We start from the raw sequence: 21,383 nt of genomic DNA on the forward strand, positions 1-21,383 counted from the left end.
GCTCTTTCGGCTGCCTTTCCCCGTCAAACAGCAGGCCGATCGCCTGCATGTGCCAGGAAACGGCAGGCCCACTTAGTGTCAAGGGCACCTGCATTAAAGGAGAATAGCAATGCGCCATGGTAAAGCCGGCCGCAAGCTGAATAGAACTGCAAGCCACCGCAAGGCGATGTTCGCCAACATGGCCGCTTCGCTGATTACCCACGAGCAGATCGTCACGACCCTGCCGAAGGCCAAGGAAATCCGCCCGATCGTCGAGAAGCTCGTCACGCTCGGCAAGCGCGGCGACCTGCATGCTCGCCGTCAGGCGATCTCGCAGATCCGCGATGCCGCTGTCGTTTCGAAGCTGTTCGACACGATCGCAACGCGTTACGCCACCCGCAACGGCGGCTACCTGCGCATCATGAAGGCCGGCTTTCGCCAGGGCGACAATGCAGCCATGGCCGTGATCGAATTCGTTGATCGCGACACCTTCGCCAAGGGCGCAGCCGACAAGGCCCGCGTCGCTGCTGAAGAGCAGGCCGTCGCCGCTTAAGTCTTCCGCTCTTGCGGAAACAAAACAGCCGGGCTCACAAAGCCCGGCTGTTTTTGTTTGTGCTTGGTCGCAGACTGGTCAATGCATGGCGGGCAGCGGAAGGAAGCTAACTCGTCGTCGATATTTCGCCCGTCAATCGGGTACATGTATGTGCTGCTTGATATGTTTGAGGTTCGCGACGATCGTAAAGGTCATGATGACTAGCAGGCACCACGAACTCCATTTTCCGATCTCGACGGCAGACCATGCCCCGACCTGGTTCGGATATCGCCAAATACCGAAGAAGGTGCTGATGTTTTCCGCAAGCCAGATGAAGAATCCGATCAGGATGAACGCAAGGAGCAGGGGCATCTTTCGATCGCGATCGTAGGGACGGAAAATGATCGTGGTCCGGGCGTAGAGGCCGAGCGTGCAGGCGGCGATATACCAGCGATAATCGCCGAGATAGTGATGCGCAAAAAAATTGGCGTAGATCGCCAGCGCCATGAGCCAGGCCATCCCGTAGGATGGATGGTGCCTCACCCGCAGGTCCAGCAGCCGCCATGCTTGAATGATGTAGCTGCCAACGGCGGCATACATGAAACCGGAAAACAGTGGGACGCCAAATAATTTCGTATAGGCGAAATCCGGATAACTCCATGATTGGATGCCGCCTGAGGTCTTGAAGACCTCCAGCGCAAAGCCGACCAGATGAAAGAGCGAGATCGCTTTCAGCTCATCGAAAGTTTCGAGCTTTGCCCAGATCATCGATACCTGGATCGCAAGCGCGATGATGAGCAACAAGTCGTAGCGGGGAATATGAACGAGGCCTGCCCGCGGGACCAGAAATACCGCCAGGAAAAAAAGACCGGCAAATAGGCAAGCCCGAGCCTCTTTCACGCCGAAGTAAACGAACTCGATGGCAAAGCGCTGAATACGGCTTCGTTGCAGATCGGACGGCCGATCGGTCAAATGCTTGTCCAGTGAAGGAAGTAATCTTTGAAGCGCGGCAGCCTTCGACATGTGCTCTTTGGGATATCCGAACCTGTATTGAACGAATCACAGGCTATCAGCGCCTCACAGCGGCAAACAGTGGCTGGCTTGATAATTTTGTGCCCGCGCGGTAGGAGGTTAAATCGGCTGAGATTGACGGGATATGTTCAATTGCGCGAAAATATTCAAATACGTTCTGGAGAGCAGGTCTTTCGTCTCGCAGCCGTGCTTGTGGTTATCGCGCTCGGGCTGCTGCTCAGACGGTTTGGCTACGCGGCCGATCTGCCTTTCATCATCGTCAACTATGGCGCATCGGCGCTCTGGGGGGCGATGGTCTATCTGCTCGTGACGCTCTTTGTCGCAAGCTCACGGCCGGCCATCCTTGCTGTAATAGCTATGGCGATAGCGATCTCAGTGGAGTTGTTCCGGCTCTATCATACGCCCTGGCTCGACGCGTTTCGGCTGACGACCGCAGGGGCGCTGCTGCTCGGCCGGATCTTTTCGCTCTGGAACATGCTGGCCTATGCAATCGGGATCGCCGCGGCTTGCGCCTTCGATCCCGCCCGTCGGCGGCGATAAGGCCCCGGCCTTAAGTTTTCCGCTCACGAAGCCGACGCCATCGCGCGATTGCGCGTTCGCCCCTGGCCTTTCTTCCGGCTGCGCGCGATCGGCCGCCAGGAGCGGTAGAGGATGAGGGCGATGATCAGCCCGACATAGATATATTGCTCAAGATCGAGGATCTTGGTTGAGAGCGCAAAGTGCAGCGCTCCGCAGGCGGCGATGATCATGACGAGGCGGTGCAGCCAGATCCAGCTCTTGCCGAGGCGGCGTATCGAGAAATTGTTGGATGTCACCGCCAGCGGTATGAGCATCGCAAGTCCGGCCATGCCGAACATGATGAAGGGCCGCTTCAGCACGTCGTTGATGACGGCGTGGATATCCATCGCCTGATCGAGCACCATGTAGACGGTGAAATGCATCAGCGCATAGTAGAAGGTCAGCAGGCCGAGCGCGCGGCGATAACGCAGATAATTCCAGCCGAGGAGCTCGCGGGCAGGGGAGACGGCAAGGGTTGCGATCAGGAAACGGATCGTCCAGATCCCGAGGAAAAGCTCGAAGGTCTTCACCGGATCGGCGCCGAGCTGATCGGTCGCGCCGAGATAGAAGGTCCAGGCAGCCGGCACGAGGCCTGCAATATAGAGCAGCCAAACGGAGGCGGGCTGCCAGCGCTTCGGGATGGCGAGCGACAGTTCCGCCATCAGAAATTCGCCTTCAGATCCATGCCGGCATAGAGGCTCGCCACCTCGTCGGCATAGCCGTTGAAGGGCAGGGTGGGGTGGCGGCTCGCGCCGAAGAAGCCGCTTTCGCCGATGCGCCGCTCGCTCGCCTGGCTCCAGCGCGGATGATCCACTGCCGGGTTGACGTTGGCGTAGAAGCCGTATTCCTGCGCATTGGTTACCTGCCAGGTATTCTTCGGCTGCTGGTCGGTGAGCGTGATCCTGACGATCGACTTGATGCCTTTGAAGCCATATTTCCACGGCACCACGAGGCGGATCGGCGCGCCGTTCTGGTTCGGCAGCGTTTCGCCATAGAGCCCGACGGCAAGCAGCGTCAGCGGATGACGCGCCTCGTCGAGGCGCAGACCTTCGACATAGGGCCAGTCGAGCGACTGGAAGAAGCCTTTTTGCCCCGGCATCTCGTCCGGCCGCACGACGGTTTCGAAGGCGACGTATTTGGCGCTGCCGAGCGGCTCCACCTTGTCGAGCAGCGATGCCAGCGGAAAGCCGTCCCAGGGGATGACCATCGACCAGGCCTCGACGCAGCGCATGCGATAGGTGCGCTCCTCGATCGGGAATTCCTTGATCAACGCCTCGAGGTCGAAAGTGCCAGGCTTGTTGACCATGCCGTCGACCTTGATCGTCCAGGGCAGCGGCTTGAAATCGCCGGAATTCGCCGCCGGATCGCCCTTGTCGAGGCCGAACTCATAGAAATTATTGTAGCTCGTGACGTCCTTGATCGGCGTCGGCTTCTCGTCGACTTTGTATTTGCTCTCGACGGCGGAAAGGGCGGCCGCACTCGCTGTGCCGGCGCCGTAGAGCGCCATTGCGCCGAGTGCTGCAGCACCGAGGAATTCACGGCGGCGCAGATAGACCTGGTGCGGCGTGATCTCCGACGACGCGATCTTCGGTGGGCGATAGCTAGGCATGTCGAAAACCTCCTGGGCGGGTTTCCCGAATATAGTCTCTAAACGAACCGCCCGCATATTCGGATTAAAGCATGTCGCGCAAAAGTGTGCAGCGGTTTTGCGGGAACGACATGCGTAAAACAAGGACCTGAAGCGCGGGGAACGAATCTGAAAGATCGCGACGCGCTTTAGTGTCTAAGCCTTGAATATTGCTGATGGGAAGCCAATTTTTTGTGTTCGGCTGTGACGGAATAGGCAGTAACCGCATCGCGCGCCGAACCGTATATCCCCAATGGCGTTGAAGGCGCTTCTCCAGGCAGCGTACCGGATTTGCCCTTGCCGGTAGTGACAGCCCCCGCCGATTGGATTAGGACAATTCCAAAAAGCAGCGTTGCCCGGCCGCAGGCTCAATGCCGCCCCGCTTCGCCTGATGATCTCCGCCACGTCGAGGAAGACACCGATGCCAGCCTACCGTTCCAGAACCACGACCCACGGCCGCAACATGGCAGGCGCACGCGGCCTTTGGCGCGCCACGGGCATGAAGGATTCGGATTTCGGCAAGCCGATCATCGCGGTGGTGAATTCTTTCACCCAGTTCGTGCCCGGTCACGTGCACCTGAAGGACCTCGGTCAGCTCGTTGCCCGCGAAATCGAGGCGGCCGGCGGTGTCGCCAAGGAGTTCAACACGATCGCTGTCGACGATGGCATCGCCATGGGCCATGACGGCATGCTCTATTCGCTGCCCTCGCGCGAGCTCATTGCCGACAGCGTCGAATACATGGTCAATGCCCATTGCGCCGACGCCATGGTCTGCATCTCCAACTGCGACAAGATCACTCCCGGCATGCTGATGGCGTCGCTGCGCCTCAACATCCCGACGGTCTTCGTCTCCGGCGGTCCGATGGAAGCGGGCAAGGTCGTACTGCATGGCAAGACGCATGCACTCGACCTGGTCGATGCCATGGTCGCCGCAGCCGATGACAAGATCAGCGACGAGGACGTCCAGACCATCGAACGCTCGGCCTGTCCGACCTGCGGCTCCTGTTCCGGCATGTTCACCGCCAATTCGATGAACTGCCTGACGGAAGCGCTCGGCCTGTCGTTGCCCGGCAACGGCTCGACGCTCGCAACCCACGCCGACCGCAAGCGCCTCTTCGTCGAGGCCGGCCATCTGATCGTCGATCTCGCCCGCCGCTATTACGAGCAGGACGACGTCAAGGCGCTGCCGCGGACCATCGCCTCCAAGCAGGCTTTTGAGAATGCCATGACGCTCGATATCGCCATGGGCGGTTCGACCAATACGGTCCTGCACATCCTTGCTGCCGCCCATGAAGGCGAGATCGATTTCACCATGGCCGATATCGACGCGCTGTCGCGCCGGGTTCCGTGCCTGTCGAAGGTCGCACCCGCCAAGAGCGATGTTCATATGGAAGACGTACACCGCGCCGGCGGCATCATGTCGATCCTCGGCGAACTCGACAAGGGCGGGCTGCTGAACCGCGATTGCCCGACCGTACATGCCGAGACGCTGGGCGATGCGATCAACCGGTGGGATATCACCCGCACCAACAGTGAAACCGTGCGCAACTTCTATCGCGCCGCACCCGGCGGCATCCCGACCCAGGTCGCCTTCAGCCAGGAAGCCCGCTGGGACGAACTCGACACCGATCGCGAGAACGGCGTCATCCGCTCGGTCGAACATCCTTTCTCCAAGGATGGTGGTCTGGCCGTGCTCAAGGGCAACCTTGCGATTGACGGCTGCATCGTCAAGACGGCCGGCGTCGATGAATCCATCCTGAAATTCTCCGGCCCGGCCCGCGTCTTCGAAAGCCAGGACGCCTCCGTCAAGGCAATCCTCGCCAACGAGGTCAAGGCCGGTGACGTCGTCGTCATCCGCTACGAAGGCCCGAAGGGCGGCCCCGGCATGCAGGAAATGCTCTATCCGACGAGCTATCTGAAATCGAAGGGCCTCGGCAAGGCCTGTGCGCTTATCACCGATGGCCGCTTCTCCGGCGGCACCTCCGGCCTGTCGATCGGCCACGCCTCGCCGGAAGCGGCAAATGGCGGCACGATCGGGCTGGTGCGCGAAGGCGACATGATCGACATCGACATCCCGAACCGCACGATCAGCCTGCGCGTCAGCGAGACCGAACTTGCCGCCCGCCGCGCCGATCAGGACGCCAAGGGCTGGCATCCCACAGAAGTGCGCAAGCGCAACGTCACGACGGCGCTAAAGGCCTATGCCGCCTTCGCAACAAGCGCCGACCGTGGCGCCGTGCGGGATCTGAACGCCCGCTAACGCGCATCAGTCGATAATCTTTTACCGACCGGTCGCCTTCAAAGCGGCCGGTTGATGTTTTTATAAGTCTCGCCGAGCTGCCTCAGCCGCTCGTCATAGGCAGCCTTGATACAGACGGCATCCGCCGCGCATTCCTGTCGTTTTTTCAACCAGGCTGTCTGCTCGTCCTGCAATGTTCCGCGCGAGCCCATCGCCAGCAGACCGGAAAGCAGCTCGAAGGTCGTCACCATTTTCACGTCGGCATCGTTGATCGCGCGATTGTCGCAGATCGCCTTTTCGTCCGGCTTCAATTCTTTCGCATCGCAGTCGAAGCTCGCCGCCTGCGCCATATCCGATGCAAAGATCGAAATCGCAAAGCCAAAGACCATCGTCATCACTCTTGCCGTCATCATTCCTATATCCCTGTTGTTGCCGGTCAAACCCGTTTGCGCAATGTCAGAGCCAGGAAGATGATGCAGACAAGCCAGACGGCAAGGACGAAGATCAGTCCGCCCCGACCGGAAGGGCGTTCGATGCGTCTTGCCGCCTCAGTGCGAAGCGCAGCCATCACATCAGCCGGAACGAGCCGGATCGCCAGCAGGATGCCGAGCGGCACGATCAGCAGATCGTCGAGATAACCGAGCACGGGAATGAAATCGGGGATGAGATCGATGGGCGACAGCGCGTATGCGGCAACGACGCCGGCCACCGCTTTGGCATGCCAGGGCACGCGGGGGTCACGGGCGGCAAGCCATAGAGCCACGATGTCACGCTTCAGTGACTTCGCCCAGATTTTGGCTTTTGATATCAGTTGCATGGCCAATTTCCTGAATCGAATTCGCAAAGGCTTCAAGCGCAGTCTCGTGGGATCATCTCTGCCTTATTCTTCCATGCTTCCGCCCTCTTTCCTTTCTAGCGTCTGGCGCTACAACGTTGCTCAAGAGGATTCAAAAAGGATACCCATGCAAGGCCTGTTCAAGCGCGTCTCCGTCTCGCTATTCGCTCTCATGCTCGTTCTGCCGGCTGCGGCCAATGCGCAGACGGCAAAGACCGTACCTGAGAGCCAGATGCAGATGCAGCTCTCCTTCGCCCCGCTCGTCAAGCAGACATCGGGCGCCGTCGTCAATGTCTATGCGGAAAAGACCGTCCGGCGGCAGTCGCCCTTTGCCGGTGACCCCTTCTTCGAGCAGTTTTTCGGTCAGCAGATGCCGAATCGTTCGGAGAAGCAGTCATCGCTCGGCTCCGGCGTCATCGTCGAGGCGAACGGCACCGTCGTGACCAACAATCACGTCGTCGAAGGCGCCGACGACATCAAGGTGGCGCTGCCGGATGGCCGCGAATTCCCCTGCAAGGTGGTGCTGCGCGATGACCGTGTCGATCTTGCCGTACTGAAGATCGACACCAAGGAAAGTTTTCCGACTTTGCCGATCGGCAATTCCGATGCCGTTGAGGTCGGCGATCTCGTGCTGGCAATCGGCAACCCCTTCGGCGTCGGCCAGACGGTGACCAGCGGCATCGTCTCCGCACTTGCCCGCAACCAGGTCGTCAAGAACGAGTTCGGCTTCTTCATCCAGACCGATGCCTCGATCAATCCCGGCAATTCCGGCGGCGCCTTGATGAATATGAAAGGCGAACTGATCGGCATCAACACGGCAATCTTCTCGCGCGGCGGCGGCTCGAACGGGATCGGCTTTGCCATTCCCGCCAATCTGGTCAAGGTCTTCCTCGCTTCGGCAGATGCCGGCGTCAAATCCTTCGAGCGCCCCTATGTCGGCGCGAGTTTCGATGCCGTGACCTCGGAAGTCGCCGAGGCGCTGGGGCTGAACAAAGCCCGCGGCGCGCTCGTCGTCAAGGTTTCGGAAGGCGGCCCGGCCGCCAAGGCGGGGCTGAAGGCCGGCCAAATCGTCACCGCTGTCGACGGTATTTCCGTCGAACATCCTGATGCGCTGCTTTACCGGCTGACGACGGCCGGTCTCGGCAAGTCGGTCAAGCTCACCATCGTCGAGAACGGCCGCGAACAGCAGCTGCCGCTGACGCTCGATCGCGCCCCGGAAACCTCGCCGCGCGACCAGCGCACCATTGGCGGGCGCACCCCGTTTAGCGGCGCTGTCGTCGAGAACCTGTCGCCGCGGGTCGCCGACGAACTGCGCATGCCGCCGGAATCGGCAGGTGTCGTCGTCTCCGAGGTGAAGGAAGATTCGCCTGCCGCCCGTCTCGGTTTCGAACCGAAGGATATTATCGTCTCGATCAACGGCACGGATGTGAAGTCGACCAGCGAACTGTCCGAGATCGCCGATAGCGACCCCGGCCTCTGGCGGGTGGAGATCGAGCGCGACGGTCAGCGCATCCGGCAGTTCTTCCGATGAGCAATGATCTCTTCGCGCCGCGTGTTCCGGAGGAGGTGGCCGCCCGGCGGCCGCTTGCCGACCGGTTGCGGCCGAAGACGCTTGCCGATGTCACCGGTCAGGAACACCTGACCGGTGAGGATGGCGTGCTGAAAAGGATGATCGAAAGCGGTTCGCTCGGCTCGATGATCTTCTGGGGGCCGCCCGGCACCGGCAAGACGACGGTGGCGCGGCTGCTTTCGGGCGAGGCGGGTTTGGCTTTCGAACAGATATCGGCGATCTTTTCCGGTGTCGCCGATCTGAAGAAGATGTTCGAGACAGCGCGCCTGCGGCGTATGGATGGCCGTCAGACGCTGCTCTTCGTCGACGAGATCCACCGTTTCAACCGCGCCCAGCAGGACAGTTTCCTGCCGGTCATGGAGGATGGCACCGTCATCCTCGTCGGCGCCACCACCGAAAACCCGTCCTTCGAGCTCAACGCCGCCTTGCTGTCGCGTGCCCGCGTGCTGACCTTCAAGTCGCATGACGAGGAGAGCCTGGGGGAGTTGCTGAAGCGTGCCGAGGCGATCGAGCAGAAGCCATTGCCGTTGACGGAGGAGGCTCGCGCCAGCCTGATCCGGATGGCTGACGGCGACGGCCGTGCGGTGCTGACGCTCGCCGAAGAGGTCTGGCGCGCTACGCGCGAGGGTGAAAGCTTCGATACCGAAGGGCTGACGCGTATCGTCCAGCGCCGTGCCCCGGTCTACGACAAGGCGCAGGACGGCCATTACAATCTGATCTCGGCGCTGCATAAATCCGTGCGCGGCTCGGACCCGGATGCCGCCCTTTACTATCTCGCCCGCATGTTCGATGCCGGCGAGGATCCGCTTTATCTCGGCCGACGACTGGTGCGCATGGCGGTGGAGGATATCGGTCTTGCTGATCCGCAGGCGCTGGTGATCTGCAATGCCGCCAAGGATGCCTATGAGTATCTCGGTTCGCCCGAGGGCGAACTGGCGCTGGCCCAAGCCTGCGTTTATCTCGCTACCGCGCCGAAATCGAATGCCGTCTACACAGCCTTCAAGGCGGCAAGCCAGGCCGCCAAGCAGAACGGCTCGCTGCTGCCGCCGAAGCACATCCTCAATGCGCCGACCAAGCTGATGAAGGGCGAAGGTTACGGCGACGGTTACCGCTACGACCACGACGAGCCGGACGCCTTTTCCGGCCAGGATTATTTCCCGGAGAAGATGGGCCGCCAGACCTTCTACGATCCGCCGGAGCGCGGTTTCGAGCGTGATATCCGCAAGCGGCTGGAATGGTGGGACAAGCTTCGCAAGGAGCGCAAGCCGCGCTGAGCCTTCAAGAGGCGCGCGGCGTCTTCTGATTGACAGGCGCGGCGATGACCTTGACGGAAGATTCCGCCAGCCCGTGATGGCCTTCCATATCGACGACGATATGCCAGTGGCCGCTCTCCGGAACGGCGATCTTGATCGGCGACTTGCGCGCCACGCCGCCGACATACTTGAAATCGAGAACCTCGGTGAAGCGCTGGAAATTCGGCGCGGTCATCAAGCGGACATTGTTCACCGCATTCAACGACACCTCGACGATCGTTCCGGCGCGTTGTTCCTTGAGATCGTAATGGGTGAAGCGGAAATTCGGTTTCGGCATCGGTCTCGTGGCATCTGAAGTCTCTGCGGCGATTTTACCAGCATGCGGGTTAAGGAAAAGTTGGAAATCAGTTTTTCCCACGTTTCTCGGCGGATGTGAGAATTCCAAAGCGCGGTGTCGGAAAAGCATGATCCCTGCCGTCCTTGCTGTATCGACGCAAACATGGCTGCCGCATTTCTGGCTGCGCCCGGTGTGTCGAGCGCCGTGTCGCCAAGCTCACCATGCCGGTGATGCTGATCTACGGCGATGCCGACATGATCCGTCCCGAGCATATGGTTGACTTCTACCACAAGCTCGGCGGCGGCTTGCGCAATGCCGGCTGGATGCGGGAGACATGTCGAAGAACCGGCTGGCGATCCTGCCCGATCTCACGCATTACAAGACCTTCGCATCGCCGCTCATGGCGAATGTGGCAATGACTTTCCTCGACGGCGGCGGCAAGCCGCCGAACTGGGCCGAGCAGGTCGGAAAATAAGCGAGGCGGCCGGATTTTTCCCGGCCGCATTTTTCTCGCCATCAGCTGCCGCGTCGGTTTTCCCGATCCAGCTGCGTCACCAGCGCCAGCATCGTTTCCGATACCGGCGTCGGCTGTGCAGTCAGGCGTCCGAGCGCCACCAGCATACCGACCAGCGGCGTGATTTCGAGCGCCTTGCCGCCGATCAGGTCCTGCAGCATCGATGTCCGAACGCCGCCGATATGGCGCGATTGTTCCAGCCGCTGCTCGACTGTCATGCTGAAATGTGCACCGAGCGCGTGGCCGACGGCAAGCACTTCCTTCATAACTTTACTCACCATGTCCATGAGCGACGGATCCGTCATGATGTCTGTCATCAGCGCCCGCGTCAGAGCGCTGATCGGGTTGAAGGCAGCATTGCCCATCAATTTGCTCCAGATTTCGCTTCGGATATCGGGAGTGGTCGCAATACGCAGATCGGCGCCGGTCAGCACCGCCGCTATGGCCTCCAGATCGACAGACATTTCGCCGGATGGCTCGCCGAGCACGAAGCGCCCTTTATGGGAAAGCTGGATCTCACCCGGATTGACCACTTCGGCGCCTTGATAGGCGACGCAGCCAATCACGCGCTCGGGGCCGATCAGCCGCCAAAGCCTGCCGCCGGGGTCGAGCTCGTCGAATTGCAGCTCCGCATGCCCGCTCCTGGTATCACGATGGAAATACCACCAGGGAATGCCGTTGAGGATCATCACGACGCGGGTGTCTTGTTTCAGCAGGTCTGCGATACCCTCGGCGGCGGGCGCCAATTGATGGCCCTTGAGGCCGGTGATGACCAGATCCTGCGGCGGCAATGTCTTGGGATCGTCGGTTGCGGTCAGCCGCACGTTGAGCGGCGTTTCCGCATCGGCTTCGCGCAGGCTGAGGCCGTTGCTACGGATGGCATCGAGATGTGCCCCGCGCGCGACGACGGAAACAGTGATGTCGTCATTGGCCCGGCTCGCGAGCTTGGCGGCGATGGCGCCGCCAAGGGCACCGGCGCCGTAGATACAGATGGTCTCGATGGACATGGATTGGCCTCTTCCCGGTGGTGATCTGCCTTAGATCTAGGCCATCCGCGGCGTGAGGCGAATGCCAATATGCCGCAAGGCGCTCATTCCCGCCGTAACGACAGTGCCGCCGCACCCTTACATCCGGGATGCGGCGGCGGTACCGGCCCCTGGCTCTCAGGCCGAGGCTGTTGCATCGCTCGAAAAATCCGTGGAGAGGGCGAGTTCACGCCAGGCGGCAAGCTCCTTTTCGACGCTGGCATGCTGCTCCTCGATCACAGCCACCGTATCGCTGCCGAACGGCATGCGCAGCGGCGGGTTGGCTGAATTGACCATCGTCATGATGCCGGCGGCGAGCCTGGCGGGATTGCCGGGCTGAGCATGATTGGCGTCGGCGGCGAAGTTGCGCATGTTGCCGGCCGGCGTGCCTTCGTAATCGGCGATCGAGGCCGGGCTCACCGCCAGTGACGTATCGGCAAGAAAATCGGTGCGGAAGAAGCCGGGCTCGACGATCGTCACCTTGATGCCGAAAGGTTCGAGTTCGGCAGCCATCGATTCCGACAGGCCTTCGACGGCGAATTTCGTCGAGCCGTAGATGCCCCAGCCGGGATAGCCGAAGTAACCGCCGATCGAGGAGAAGTTCAGGACATGGCCGGAACGCTGGCGGCGCATAGTGGGCAGTACGGCGCGCGTTACCTTCAGAAGGCCGAAGACATTCGTGGCATAGAGCTTTTCGATCTCTTCGGCGGTGGCTTCCTCGACGGCGCCGAGCAGGCCGTAACCGGCATTGTTGGCGAGAACATCGATGCGGCCGAAGCGGGCGATACCGGCAGCCGCAGCGTCTTTCGCCTGCGCCTCGTTGGTGACATCGAGGGCGACGGCAAGGAGGTTCGGATGATCGCCGAACTGCTCGGTCACGGTCTTCGGGTTACGGGCGGTGGCGATAACGGCATCGCCTGATGCAAGGGCTTCCTTGGTCATCAGCGCGCCGAAGCCGCGGGATGCACCAGTGATGAACCAGACTTTCATGACGAATTCCTTTCGAGGACTATTTGCTTGTCTCGGCGTCGCACCTCTGTGCTGACGGGGTTGAATTTGACCGAAAATCCGTTGCTGTATAAGATTTGTTATTCTTGAAACTATGATGAGCAGAATTCAGCAATGCGGGCCACCGAACTTTCCGAACTCGCGGCTTTTGCCGCCGTTGCCCGGCATAAGAGTTTTCGCAAGGCCGGCGAGGAGAGGGGTGTCACCGCTTCCGCGGTCAGCCATGCCGTGCTCAACCTTGAAGACCGGATCGGCATTCGCCTGCTCAACCGCACGACGCGCAGCGTTTCGCTGACCGAGGCCGGCGAACTGCTGATCTCGCATCTCGACCCGGCCTTCGGCGAGATGGCGGCAGCACTCGATGCGCTGAACCGATACCGCGACACGCCCTTCGGCACGGTCAGGATCAACGTACCGAATTCGATCGGCCCCTTTGTGATCGGCCGTGTCATTGCCCCGTTGCTCCAACGCAATCCCAATTTGCAGCTGGAGATCAACGCGACAGACAGGCTGGTCGATATTGTTGAGGAAGGTTTCGATGCCGGCATCCGCTTCGGAGAGCGCGTCACCGAGGGCATGATCGCGCTGCGCATCAAGCCGCGCATCCGCTTGGTTGTCGTCGGTTCGCCCGCCTATTTCGAGGCCCGGCCGAAGCCGGCGACGCCGCACGATCTCAAGCGCCATCTCTGTATTCAGAACATGTTTCCGTCAGGTGCACGCTATGCCTGGGAGTTCGAGAAGGATGGCCAGACGATGAGCTTCCAGCCGACCGGACCGCTGTCGCTCGACGATCACGAGCTGATGATGCAGGCAGCGCTCGGCGGGATCGGTCTTGCCTATATCTGGGAACCGCGCGTGGAAAAGGCGATCGCCAATGGCGAACTGATCCAGGTACTGGACGACTGGTGCCAGCCGGAGGAACCACTCTATCTCTACTATCCGAGCCGACGCCACATGTCGGCGGGCTTCAGGGCGGTCATCGACGCGATGAGAGCCGAGTAAAAAAGGTGAGGATTTGCATCCCTCAGCCTTTTGACTCCTGCGCGTGAACTGGCCAATGATGCTGTCATGGCCGCCATGGCCAGCATCATCGGGAGAGGTTGATGAACGGTCGGATTTTGCCAAGTGGTAATCGAAGAGCATCAAAGGCGCTCAGCGGATTGTTCCCCACATTGGCCGCGCTGATGCTGCTGGCTTCGGCGGCGGCCGGCAAGGACATTGGACCGCAAAGCCAGGCCTCACGCGAGCAGGTCGAAAAGCTCGTCGGCCTCTGGAAGGATCATTTTGCCGGCGCCGACGGCTTGCAGCAGCGGCGGACAGCCTTCCGGGCGCTGATGGAAACGACGCCGGGGCCGACCCGCATCCAGGTCCGGCAGGTCGATGCCGACGGCGTCGATGCAGAGCTGATGTGGCCGGCCCGTCTCCATCACCCGATCGGCCATAGGGTGATCCTCTATATTCATGGCGGCGGCTTTTCCGGCGGCTCCATCCGCACACACAGCCTGCTTGCCGGCTCGCTCGCCAAGGCCACCTCCAGCGACGTTCTTCTGATCGAGTATCGGCTGATGCCCGACTATACCTATCCCGCGCAGATCAACGACGCGCTGACGGCCTATCGTTGGCTTCTCGACAACGGCTATCGCAGCGAGAACGTTATCGTCGCCGGCGACGACGCCGGCGGCAATATTGCGATTGAGACGGTGCTGCGGCAGAAGCAGGCGGCAAAACCATTGCCGACGGCCGTGATTGCGCTCAGCCCCATCACCGATCTTGCCGCGACCGGCGGATCGATGACAGCCAATGCCGATAGCGATCCGCTGGTCGGAAGCGCCTCGATCGAGGCCTTGCGCAAGGCCTATCTCGGCAACCGGTCGCCGACCGATCCCCAGGCATCGCCGCTTTATGCCGACATGACCGGCTTTCCGCCGCTGCTGCTACAGGTCGGTTCCGGTGAAGTCCTGCTGGATGACACGCTGCGGCTCGCCGACAAGGCGCGCCAGGCGGGCGTGGACGTCACCACCGAGATCTGGCCAGGCATGCCGCATCAGTGGCAGTTGTTTCCCTCGCTGCTCGACGATGCCGATCGGTCGAGCCAGAATATCGCCGAGTTTGCGATCCGGCATTTTGAGGACAAACCGGAATAATAGGGGCCGCAAGTAGGGGCTCACTCTCTCACTGTGATGTGCCACGCGAAGGTGACGGCGCCAGCGGCCGTTCGACTTCCCGGCCGACGCTGAGCGCCTTTCTGATATTCGGCTCCAGCCGCTCGATATAGGCGTGGTCGGGTGCGGCACCCAGCGCATCCAGCATTTTCGAGAAGAAACACCGGGCCGCTGCCGCGGCCGTGACGTCGAAGACTTCGGCGTCGCTCAGCCCGTGTTTCTTCAGCCCGTCGATATCCTGCTGGGTGACCGACGTCGCGTCGCGCGCCACCTTGGCGGCAAAGGCCATGATCGCCCGTTCGACGGCATCGATCGGCGCTTTCTCCGTCTCGTTGACAACAGCCGTCAGCCCGTCGCTGGTAAAGCCCTCGCGCAGCAGCACCGAGCCGTGCGCCAGCATGCAATAGGAGGATTTCAGCTCCTTGGCCGCCGCCAGCGTCACCAACTCATAGCGCCTGAGGCTCATATGGCCGCGAATGCTCGAAAGCAGCGCTGCCCAGTTCTCCATCACCTCCGGCCGGTGACCGAAGGCACGGTACATGTTCGGCAGATAACCATAATTCGCCTCGGCCGACGCATACATCGACGTCGTCTTCTCACTGGCGGATGCATTGGGGGTGTGAATGAAAGCCATGGCATGATCCTCCTCTATTGAGAAGGATAGGGTAGATATTGAGGACAGCAATCCTGAAATATCAGGCAGCGTCGCTGTTCGCAGAAGCGTTACCGATTCGCTCGATGGGAAGGGTTACGGTGAATGTCGATCCGCATCCTCTTGCGCTTCACAAACAAGCCAGCCGAGTGATTGGAATTTAGATCGTTCCAATTTTCCGATAGAGATTACGATCGAGAATGGCGCTTAATTATCAAATGAAATGAACAAATCGGTAATGCGGCTACAAATGTCGCTTGACATAATTGGAACGTTCCAAATATTTATCCATCAGTCGACGTCGTGGTCGGAGAGGGAAATGACAAAGACGCGGGTAACCGTCATCGACATCGCAAATGCCGCCGGCGTCTCCAAGTCGACGGTGTCTCTGGTGCTTCAGGGTTCTTCCCTGGTCAATGAAGGGACGCGTGCCAAGGTCAATGCGGTGATGCGCGAACTCGGCTACGTCTATAACCGCGGCGCAGCCAATCTTCGCCAAGCCGGGGCCAAATCGAAGATCGTCGGGGTTGTCGTCAACGACCTGACGAACAGTTTCTTTGCCGAACTGGCGGTCGGCGTCGACATGGTCGTTCAGTCGGCCGGCTTCGTGCAGTTCCTGTCGAACACCAGTGAAAGCATCGACCGGCAGCGCGAGGTCGTCGCCTCGATGCGTGAGCATGGCATTTCGGGCCTGATTGTCTCGCCGGCGCGCGCCACCGATGCCGCCGATTTCAAGCCGCTCGTGGCGGCCGGCATACCGGTGGTGGTGGTCGTTCGAAACCTGCCCGGCGCCAAGGTCTCGTCGATCGTCTCCGACAACCAGGCCGGCATGATGTCGGCGGTCAAGCACCTGGCGGGCCTCGGTCACAAGCGCATCGCTTTTCTCGGCGGCTTTCCCGACACCGCCGTCTTCGACGACCGGCTTGCCGGTTACCGAAGCGGCGTAGAGGCAGCCGGGCTCGATTATCACGAGGATCTGGTCGTCTCATCCCCGCCGTCCCGGGCCGGCGGGGTAGAGGCGATCGGAAAGGCGATTGCGCTTGGCCGTCGGCCGACCGCAGCCGTCTGCTTCAACGATGCCGTGGCCTTCGGCGTTTGCGACGGATTGCGCGCGCGCCGTCTGGAGCCGGGCGCCGACTTCGCCGTGGTGGGTTTCGACGATGTCATCGAGGCCCAGGCAGCGGTTCCGGCGTTGACGACGGTCTCGGTCGATCCGCAAGGCATCGGGCGCCGCGGCGCACAGATGCTTCTGAAACAGATCAATGCCGGCAAGGCCGAGGCGGAGACGGTGGTAACAGCCGTTCGACTGGTTGTCCGCGAGAGCTGCGGCGCCGGCAAGACCGCGCCGGCAAGGACCGGCAAGAGCGTAAAAATCGAAACAGGACGCTGAGTCATGCCCATGAAGATGCATCTCACCCCAGCCGAAGCGGCGGCGCTGATCCCGGATGGCGCTGTCGTGACGGTATCATCCTCGAGCGGTCTCGGTTGTCCGGATCTGATGCTGAGGGCGATCGGCGAGCGTTTCGATGCGACCGGTCATCCCCGTGACTTGACGACCCTTCATCCGATCGCCGCCGGCGATATGAGCGGCATCAAGGGCGTCGATCACATCGCCAGGAAGGGTCTGCTCAAGCGTATCATCGGCGGATCCTATCCATCTGGACCGTCGTCATCAGAGCCGCCGCTGATCTGGCAGATGATCACCAATAACGAGATCCCGGCCTACAACATTCCCTCGGGCATCCTCTTCGACATCCATCGCGAAGCCGCCGCTAAGCGGCCGGGCGTCCTGACCAAGACCGGCATCGATACATTCGTCGATCCCCGGCGGCAGGGCTGTGCGATGAATGAGCTGGCTTCGGAATACCCGGTGGTCAAGCGTGTCAGCTTCGAGGGTGACGACTGGCTGTTCTTCCCCTCGATCGTCCCTCAGGTCGCCATTATCCGCGCCACCACTGCCGACGAGCGCGGCAACCTCACATACGAGCATGAAGGCGCCTATCTCGGCGGCCTCGATCAGGCGCTGGCCGCCCGCAACAATGGCGGCATCGTCATCGCGCAGGTCAAGCGGATCACCAAGGAAGGTTCGCTGAAGCCTCATGACGTCCGCGTGCCTGGAATGCTGGTCGACTATATCATCGTCGATCCCGATCAGAAGCAGACGACGCAGACGGTGTATGATCCGGCAATTTCCGGTGAGATCTTCCGCCCGCTCGAAAGCTTCCACGTTCCGGAGTTCAATGTTCAGAAAGTCATCGCGCGCCGCGTCGCGCAGGAACTTCAATCGGGAAGTTGCGTCAATCTCGGCTTCGGCATCTCGGCCAACGTGCCGCGCATTCTGCTGGAAGAGGGCCTTCACGGTGCGGTCACCTGGGTGATCGAGCAAGGCGCGGTCGGTGGGGTGCCGCTGCTCGACTTCGCCTTCGGCTGCGCCTCCAATGCCGACGCCTATATGCCGTCTCCCTATCAGTTCACCTACTTCCAGGGCGCAGGTTTCGATGCGTCGCTACTGTCCTTCCTCGAGATCGGCAGGGACGGTTCGGTCAACGTCTCCAAGCTTTCCTTCCGGCCGCATGTGACGGCCGGTGCCGGCGGTTTCGTCGACATCACGGCGCGGGCAAAGAAGATCGTTTTTTCCGGCATGTTCAACGCCGGAGCGAAGCTTTCGATCGCCGATGGGGCTCTTCTCATCGAGAAGGAAGGCAAGCTGAAGAAGCTCGTCAACGAGGTCGAACACGTCACTTTCAGCGGCAGGCGGGCGATCGAGCAGGGGCAGGACATCACTTATATCACCGAGCGGTGCGTGATGAAGCTGACGCCTGATGGCGTCGTCCTCACCCAGATTGCTCCGGGCGTCGATCTCCAGTCCCATATCCTCGATCAGTCGGAGTTTCCGCTGATCGTCGCGCCCGACCTGAAGGTCATGGACGCCGCACTCTTCGGCGAGGCAGCCATCGGCCTGTCGCTTCCAGCCAAAAGGGAACGGACGCTGGAGGGCAGCTTCAATGGCTAGCGGAACAGTCAGAGTTGACATCGACGGGCACGTTGCGACGTTGACGCTTTGCCGTCCGGAGAAGCTGAACGCGCTCGATCTCGACATGCTGAAGGCCTTGGCGGACGCGGCCGACGCGGTGGAGGCGAACGCCAATGTGCGCGCTGCCGTGCTGACGGGCGAAGGAAAAGGCTTTTCCGCCGGCGGCGATATCAAGGCCTGGGGTGGAATGCTGCCGCAGGAGTTCGGTCATCTCTGGGTTCGGCACGGTCACCGGATCTTCGAACGGCTGGCGACGCTGCGGGTGCCGCTGGTCGCGGCCCTGAACGGGCACGCCCTCGGAGGAGGGCTCGAACTGGCAGGCGTTGCCGACATTCGCATCGCAGAAGAACACATCAAGATCGGCCTGCCGGAGACCGGCCTTGGCATGGTGCCGGGCTGGTCCGGCACCCAGCGTCTCGTGCGCCGGTTCGGCGCGCAGGCCGTCCGGCGCATGGCGCTCGGCGGCGAGATCTTCACCGCCGAGGAGGCGCGCCTTCTTGGCATCGTCGATGCGGTCGTTCCCTCGGGAGGCTCGCTGACCGCCGCCAGGGACTATGCTGAGCGGATCGCCGCAAGGGGGCCGGCAGCCGTCGAGATCGCCAAGCTGATGATCGCGTCGGCAAACGGCGAAGACAACGGAACCGCGGTCGAAGCCCTGGGCTCGATCCTCGCCGTCAAGACCGGCGATCTAAAGGAGGGCGTCGCATCGTTCAGCGAGAAGCGCCCGGCAACGTTCAAGGGAGAATGGTAATGACGGTCCTCGTCAACCCCACGGCGCTCAGCAACCACAAAGCGCGTGATTTCAAGATGCTGATCGACGGCAGATGGGAGGCCGGCGCCGCCGATCCGATCGAGCGCATCGCGCCAAGCCATGGTGTCGTGGTCAGCCGGTTCCCGACCGGCAGCAGGACGGATGCCGAGCGCGCCATTGCTGCGGCACGCAAGGCCTTCGACCTCGGGCCGTGGCCGCGGATGACCGCCTCCGAACGGTCCGCCATCCTGCTCAAGGCTGCCGATCTGATCGCCGCGCGTGCAGAGGAACTGGCCTTTCTCGATGCCATCGAGGCAGGCAAGCCGATCACCCAGGTGCGGGGAGAAATTGCCGGCTCAGTCGACATCTGGCGCTATGCGGCGGCTCTTGCACGCGATCTTCATGGCGAAAGCTACAACACACTCGGCGACGGCACGCTCGGCATAGTCCTGCGTGAAGCGATCGGCGTGGTCTCGATCATCACGCCCTGGAACTTTCCGTTCCTAATCGTCGGCCAGAAACTGCCTTTCGCGCTGGCCGCGGGCTGCACCGCCGTCGTCAAACCCTCAGAGCTGACCTCAGGATCGACGCTTGTGCTCGGAGAGATCCTCCAGCAGGCAGGCGTTCCCGATGGCGTCGTCAATATTGTCACCGGTACGGGACCTGAGGTCGGTGCCGTCATGACCTCCCATCCTGACGTCGACATGATCTCCTTCACCGGCTCGACCGGTGTCGGAAAACTGACGATGTCGAATGCGGCGCAGACGCTGAAGAAGGTCTCGCTGGAACTCGGCGGCAAGAACCCGCAGATCGTTTTCCCGGATGCCGATCTCGACGCCTTTATCGACGCTGCGGTCTTCGGTGCCTATTTCAACGCGGGCGAGTGCTGCAATGCCGGCTCGCGGCTGATCCTGCACAAATCCATCGCTTCCGACGTCGTCAACCGGATTGCCGAACTGTCGAAGGAAGTGAAGGTCGGCGACCCGCTCGATCCCTCGACGCAGGTCGGCGCGATCATCACGCCGCAGCATCTGGAGAAGATTTCGGGATATGTCGCCGGTGCCAGGAGCAGCGGTGCCCGGATCGCCCATGGCGGCGAGACGCTCGACCTTGGCATGGGTCAGTTCATGTCGCCGACGATCCTCGAAGCGGTCACCCCCGATATGGCGGTGGCCCGCGAGGAAGTCTTTGGCCCGGTTCTTTCGGTTCTGACATTCGAGACGGCTGCCGAAGCGATCAGCATTGCCAATTCCATCGATTACGGTCTGTCGGCCGGTGTCTGGAGCCGCGATTTCGACACCTGCCTGACGATCGGCCGGTCGGTGCGGGCGGGCACCGTCTGGATGAACACCTTCATGGACGGTGCCTCGGAACTTCCCTTCGGCGGCTACAAGCAGAGCGGCCTCGGCCGCGAGCTCGGCCGCCATGCGGTCGAGGACTACACCGAGACCAAAACGCTCAACATGCATATCGGCAAACGCACCGGCTGGTGGATGCCGCAGACGGAAAAGCTGGCTTAGCCGGTAGTGAAACTACGCCCGAGGAGGGCGGGTGATCGGATGCGGGAATGGTCCCGCATCTTCCAAGAGGGAACTGGGAGGTTCTTCGATGAATAGGTTTTTGACCACGACGGCGATGATCGCATTGGCTCTGGCCGGCGCGCATGTCTCCGCCCGCGCAGCCGACGTAAAAGAAGTTCAGATGCTGCACTGGTGGACATCCGGCGGCGAGGCAGCTGCACTGAACGTGTTGAAGCAGGATCTGTCGAAGGAAGGTTTTGCCTGGAAGGACGTTCCGGTGGCCGGCGGCGGCGGTGATGCGGCGATGACGGCGCTGAAGGCGATGGTTGCGGCCGGCACCTATCCGACAGCGTCGCAGATGCTGGGCTATACCGTGCTCGATTATGCCCAGGCCGGCGTCATGGGCGACCTGACCGAGACGGCGAAGAAGGAAGGCTGGGACAAATCGGTGCCGGCAGCCCTGCAGAAGTTCTCGGTCTATGACGGCAAATGGGTCGCAGCCCCGGTCAACGTGCATTCGGTCAACTGGCTGTGGATCAACAAGGCGGTGATGGACAAGATCGGCGGCACTCAGCCGAAGACTTTTGACGATCTGATCGCGCTGCTCGACAAGGCCAAGGCTGCGGGTGTGATCCCCTTGGCGCTCGGCGGCCAGAACTGGCAGGAAGCGACGATGTTCGATTCCATCGTGCTGTCGACCGGCGGCCCGGAATTCTACAAGAAGGCCTTCAACGACCTCGACGAGGCTTCGCTGA

Annotated in this window: 21 protein-coding genes and 1 pseudogene; 13 read left to right on the top strand and 9 right to left on the bottom strand. The window is 61.4% G+C overall.

The window, feature by feature from the left end; genetic code table 11:
* The first annotated feature begins 109 nt into the window (after nucleotides 1-109).
* Nucleotides 110-532: a 50S ribosomal protein L17 gene (rplQ, locus tag GR197_RS10460; protein ID WP_007626063.1), complete on the top strand. Its 423-nt coding sequence runs from the start codon at nucleotides 110-112 to the stop codon at nucleotides 530-532.
* Between the two features lie 132 nt (nucleotides 533-664).
* On the opposite strand, the gene GR197_RS10465 is transcribed toward rplQ, so the two are convergent.
* Nucleotides 665-1,534, bottom strand: coding sequence for a DUF817 domain-containing protein (locus GR197_RS10465; RefSeq protein WP_164009064.1), 870 nt, complete (start codon nucleotides 1,532-1,534; stop codon nucleotides 665-667).
* Between the two features lie 141 nt (nucleotides 1,535-1,675).
* Here GR197_RS10465 and GR197_RS10470 point away from each other — a divergent pair, with 141 nt between their 5' ends.
* Nucleotides 1,676-2,083 (top strand): DUF2809 domain-containing protein, encoded by a 408-nt coding sequence (locus tag GR197_RS10470; protein WP_164009066.1) that lies wholly within the window; start codon nucleotides 1,676-1,678, stop codon nucleotides 2,081-2,083.
* Nucleotides 2,084-2,106: 23 nt separating this feature from the next.
* Here the strand turns inward: GR197_RS10470 and msrQ are convergent, their stop codons facing one another.
* Together msrQ and msrP are read right to left on the bottom strand one after the other, a co-directional pair.
* The gene (gene msrQ, locus GR197_RS10475) at nucleotides 2,107-2,763 is read right to left on the bottom strand and encodes a protein-methionine-sulfoxide reductase heme-binding subunit MsrQ (RefSeq protein WP_164009068.1); all 657 of its coding nucleotides are present in this window, start codon (nucleotides 2,761-2,763) and stop codon (nucleotides 2,107-2,109) included.
* Nucleotides 2,763-3,710 (bottom strand): protein-methionine-sulfoxide reductase catalytic subunit MsrP, encoded by a 948-nt coding sequence (msrP, locus tag GR197_RS10480; protein ID WP_164009070.1) that lies wholly within the window; start codon nucleotides 3,708-3,710, stop codon nucleotides 2,763-2,765. Before msrP ends, msrQ begins: the two co-directional genes overlap by 1 nt.
* Before the next feature lie 439 nt (nucleotides 3,711-4,149).
* On the opposite strand from msrP, the gene ilvD reads away from it, so the two are divergent.
* Nucleotides 4,150-5,988 (top strand): dihydroxy-acid dehydratase, encoded by a 1,839-nt coding sequence (ilvD, locus tag GR197_RS10485; RefSeq protein WP_164009072.1) that lies wholly within the window; start codon nucleotides 4,150-4,152, stop codon nucleotides 5,986-5,988.
* 38 nt (nucleotides 5,989-6,026) lie between these two features.
* Here the strand turns inward: ilvD and GR197_RS10490 are convergent, their stop codons facing one another.
* Nucleotides 6,027-6,380, bottom strand: a complete 354-nt coding sequence (locus GR197_RS10490; RefSeq protein ID WP_164009074.1) for a lysozyme inhibitor LprI family protein — start codon at nucleotides 6,378-6,380, stop codon at nucleotides 6,027-6,029.
* 23 nt (nucleotides 6,381-6,403) lie between these two features.
* On the bottom strand, nucleotides 6,404-6,784 hold the full coding sequence (locus tag GR197_RS10495; RefSeq protein WP_164009076.1) for a YkvA family protein: 381 nt from the start codon (nucleotides 6,782-6,784) through the stop codon (nucleotides 6,404-6,406).
* A gap of 145 nt (nucleotides 6,785-6,929) precedes the next feature.
* Between GR197_RS10495 and GR197_RS10500 the strand changes: the two genes are divergently transcribed.
* Entirely contained in the window at nucleotides 6,930-8,333 is a 1,404-nt protein-coding gene (locus GR197_RS10500; protein ID WP_164009078.1) for a DegQ family serine endoprotease, read from the top strand.
* Nucleotides 8,330-9,646 (top strand): replication-associated recombination protein A, encoded by a 1,317-nt coding sequence (locus GR197_RS10505; protein ID WP_164009080.1) that lies wholly within the window; start codon nucleotides 8,330-8,332, stop codon nucleotides 9,644-9,646. Before GR197_RS10500 ends, GR197_RS10505 begins: the two co-directional genes overlap by 4 nt.
* Nucleotides 9,647-9,650: 4 nt before the next feature.
* On the opposite strand, the gene GR197_RS10510 is transcribed toward GR197_RS10505, so the two are convergent.
* The gene (locus tag GR197_RS10510; RefSeq protein ID WP_164009082.1) at nucleotides 9,651-9,962 is read right to left on the bottom strand and encodes a DUF1883 domain-containing protein; all 312 of its coding nucleotides are present in this window, start codon (nucleotides 9,960-9,962) and stop codon (nucleotides 9,651-9,653) included.
* Nucleotides 9,963-10,168: 206 nt separating this feature from the next.
* Here GR197_RS10510 and GR197_RS10515 point away from each other — a divergent pair.
* Nucleotides 10,169-10,437 (top strand): annotated as a pseudogene (locus tag GR197_RS10515) (alpha/beta hydrolase); the annotation flags it as partial.
* Nucleotides 10,438-10,478: 41 nt separating this feature from the next.
* Here the strand turns inward: GR197_RS10515 and GR197_RS10520 are convergent.
* Both GR197_RS10520 and GR197_RS10525 read right to left on the bottom strand, forming a co-directional pair.
* Nucleotides 10,479-11,483, bottom strand: coding sequence for a ketopantoate reductase family protein (locus GR197_RS10520; protein WP_164009084.1), 1,005 nt, complete (start codon nucleotides 11,481-11,483; stop codon nucleotides 10,479-10,481).
* Between the two features lie 156 nt (nucleotides 11,484-11,639).
* Entirely contained in the window at nucleotides 11,640-12,491 is an 852-nt protein-coding gene (locus tag GR197_RS10525) for an oxidoreductase (protein WP_164009086.1), read from the bottom strand.
* A gap of 132 nt (nucleotides 12,492-12,623) precedes the next feature.
* On the opposite strand from GR197_RS10525, the gene GR197_RS10530 reads away from it, so the two are divergent.
* Nucleotides 12,624-13,511 (top strand): LysR family transcriptional regulator, encoded by an 888-nt coding sequence (locus tag GR197_RS10530; protein ID WP_164009088.1) that lies wholly within the window; start codon nucleotides 12,624-12,626, stop codon nucleotides 13,509-13,511.
* Between the two features lie 170 nt (nucleotides 13,512-13,681).
* A complete protein-coding gene (locus tag GR197_RS10535; RefSeq protein ID WP_204330156.1) occupies nucleotides 13,682-14,653 on the top strand; it encodes an alpha/beta hydrolase in 972 nt (323 codons plus the stop codon).
* Nucleotides 14,654-14,681: 28 nt separating this feature from the next.
* Here GR197_RS10535 and GR197_RS10540 read toward each other — a convergent pair whose 3' ends face one another.
* The gene (locus tag GR197_RS10540) at nucleotides 14,682-15,305 is read right to left on the bottom strand and encodes a carboxymuconolactone decarboxylase family protein (RefSeq protein WP_164009092.1); all 624 of its coding nucleotides are present in this window, start codon (nucleotides 15,303-15,305) and stop codon (nucleotides 14,682-14,684) included.
* Nucleotides 15,306-15,642: 337 nt separating this feature from the next.
* Between GR197_RS10540 and GR197_RS10545 the strand changes: the two genes are divergently transcribed.
* The 5 genes from GR197_RS10545 to GR197_RS10565 all read left to right on the top strand — a co-directional run.
* Nucleotides 15,643-16,713 carry a LacI family DNA-binding transcriptional regulator gene (locus tag GR197_RS10545; protein ID WP_164009093.1) on the top strand — a complete coding sequence of 357 codons (1,071 nt, stop codon included), beginning with the start codon at nucleotides 15,643-15,645 and terminating at the stop codon, nucleotides 16,711-16,713.
* 9 nt (nucleotides 16,714-16,722) lie between these two features.
* Nucleotides 16,723-18,336: an acyl CoA:acetate/3-ketoacid CoA transferase gene (locus GR197_RS10550; protein WP_204330157.1), complete on the top strand. Its 1,614-nt coding sequence runs from the start codon at nucleotides 16,723-16,725 to the stop codon at nucleotides 18,334-18,336.
* On the top strand, nucleotides 18,329-19,108 hold the full coding sequence (locus GR197_RS10555; protein WP_164009097.1) for an enoyl-CoA hydratase/isomerase family protein: 780 nt from the start codon (nucleotides 18,329-18,331) through the stop codon (nucleotides 19,106-19,108). Before GR197_RS10550 ends, GR197_RS10555 begins: the two co-directional genes overlap by 8 nt.
* Entirely contained in the window at nucleotides 19,108-20,628 is a 1,521-nt protein-coding gene (locus tag GR197_RS10560; RefSeq protein WP_164009099.1) for an aldehyde dehydrogenase family protein, read from the top strand. Before GR197_RS10555 ends, GR197_RS10560 begins: the two co-directional genes overlap by 1 nt.
* Before the next feature lie 88 nt (nucleotides 20,629-20,716).
* The coding region (locus tag GR197_RS10565) for an ABC transporter substrate-binding protein (protein WP_164009101.1) at nucleotides 20,717-21,383 on the top strand (667 nt) is incomplete at its 3' end.

The sequence above is a fragment of the Rhizobium phaseoli genome, from assembly GCF_010668805.1.
GTDB lineage: Bacteria > Pseudomonadota > Alphaproteobacteria > Rhizobiales > Rhizobiaceae > Rhizobium > Rhizobium phaseoli_A.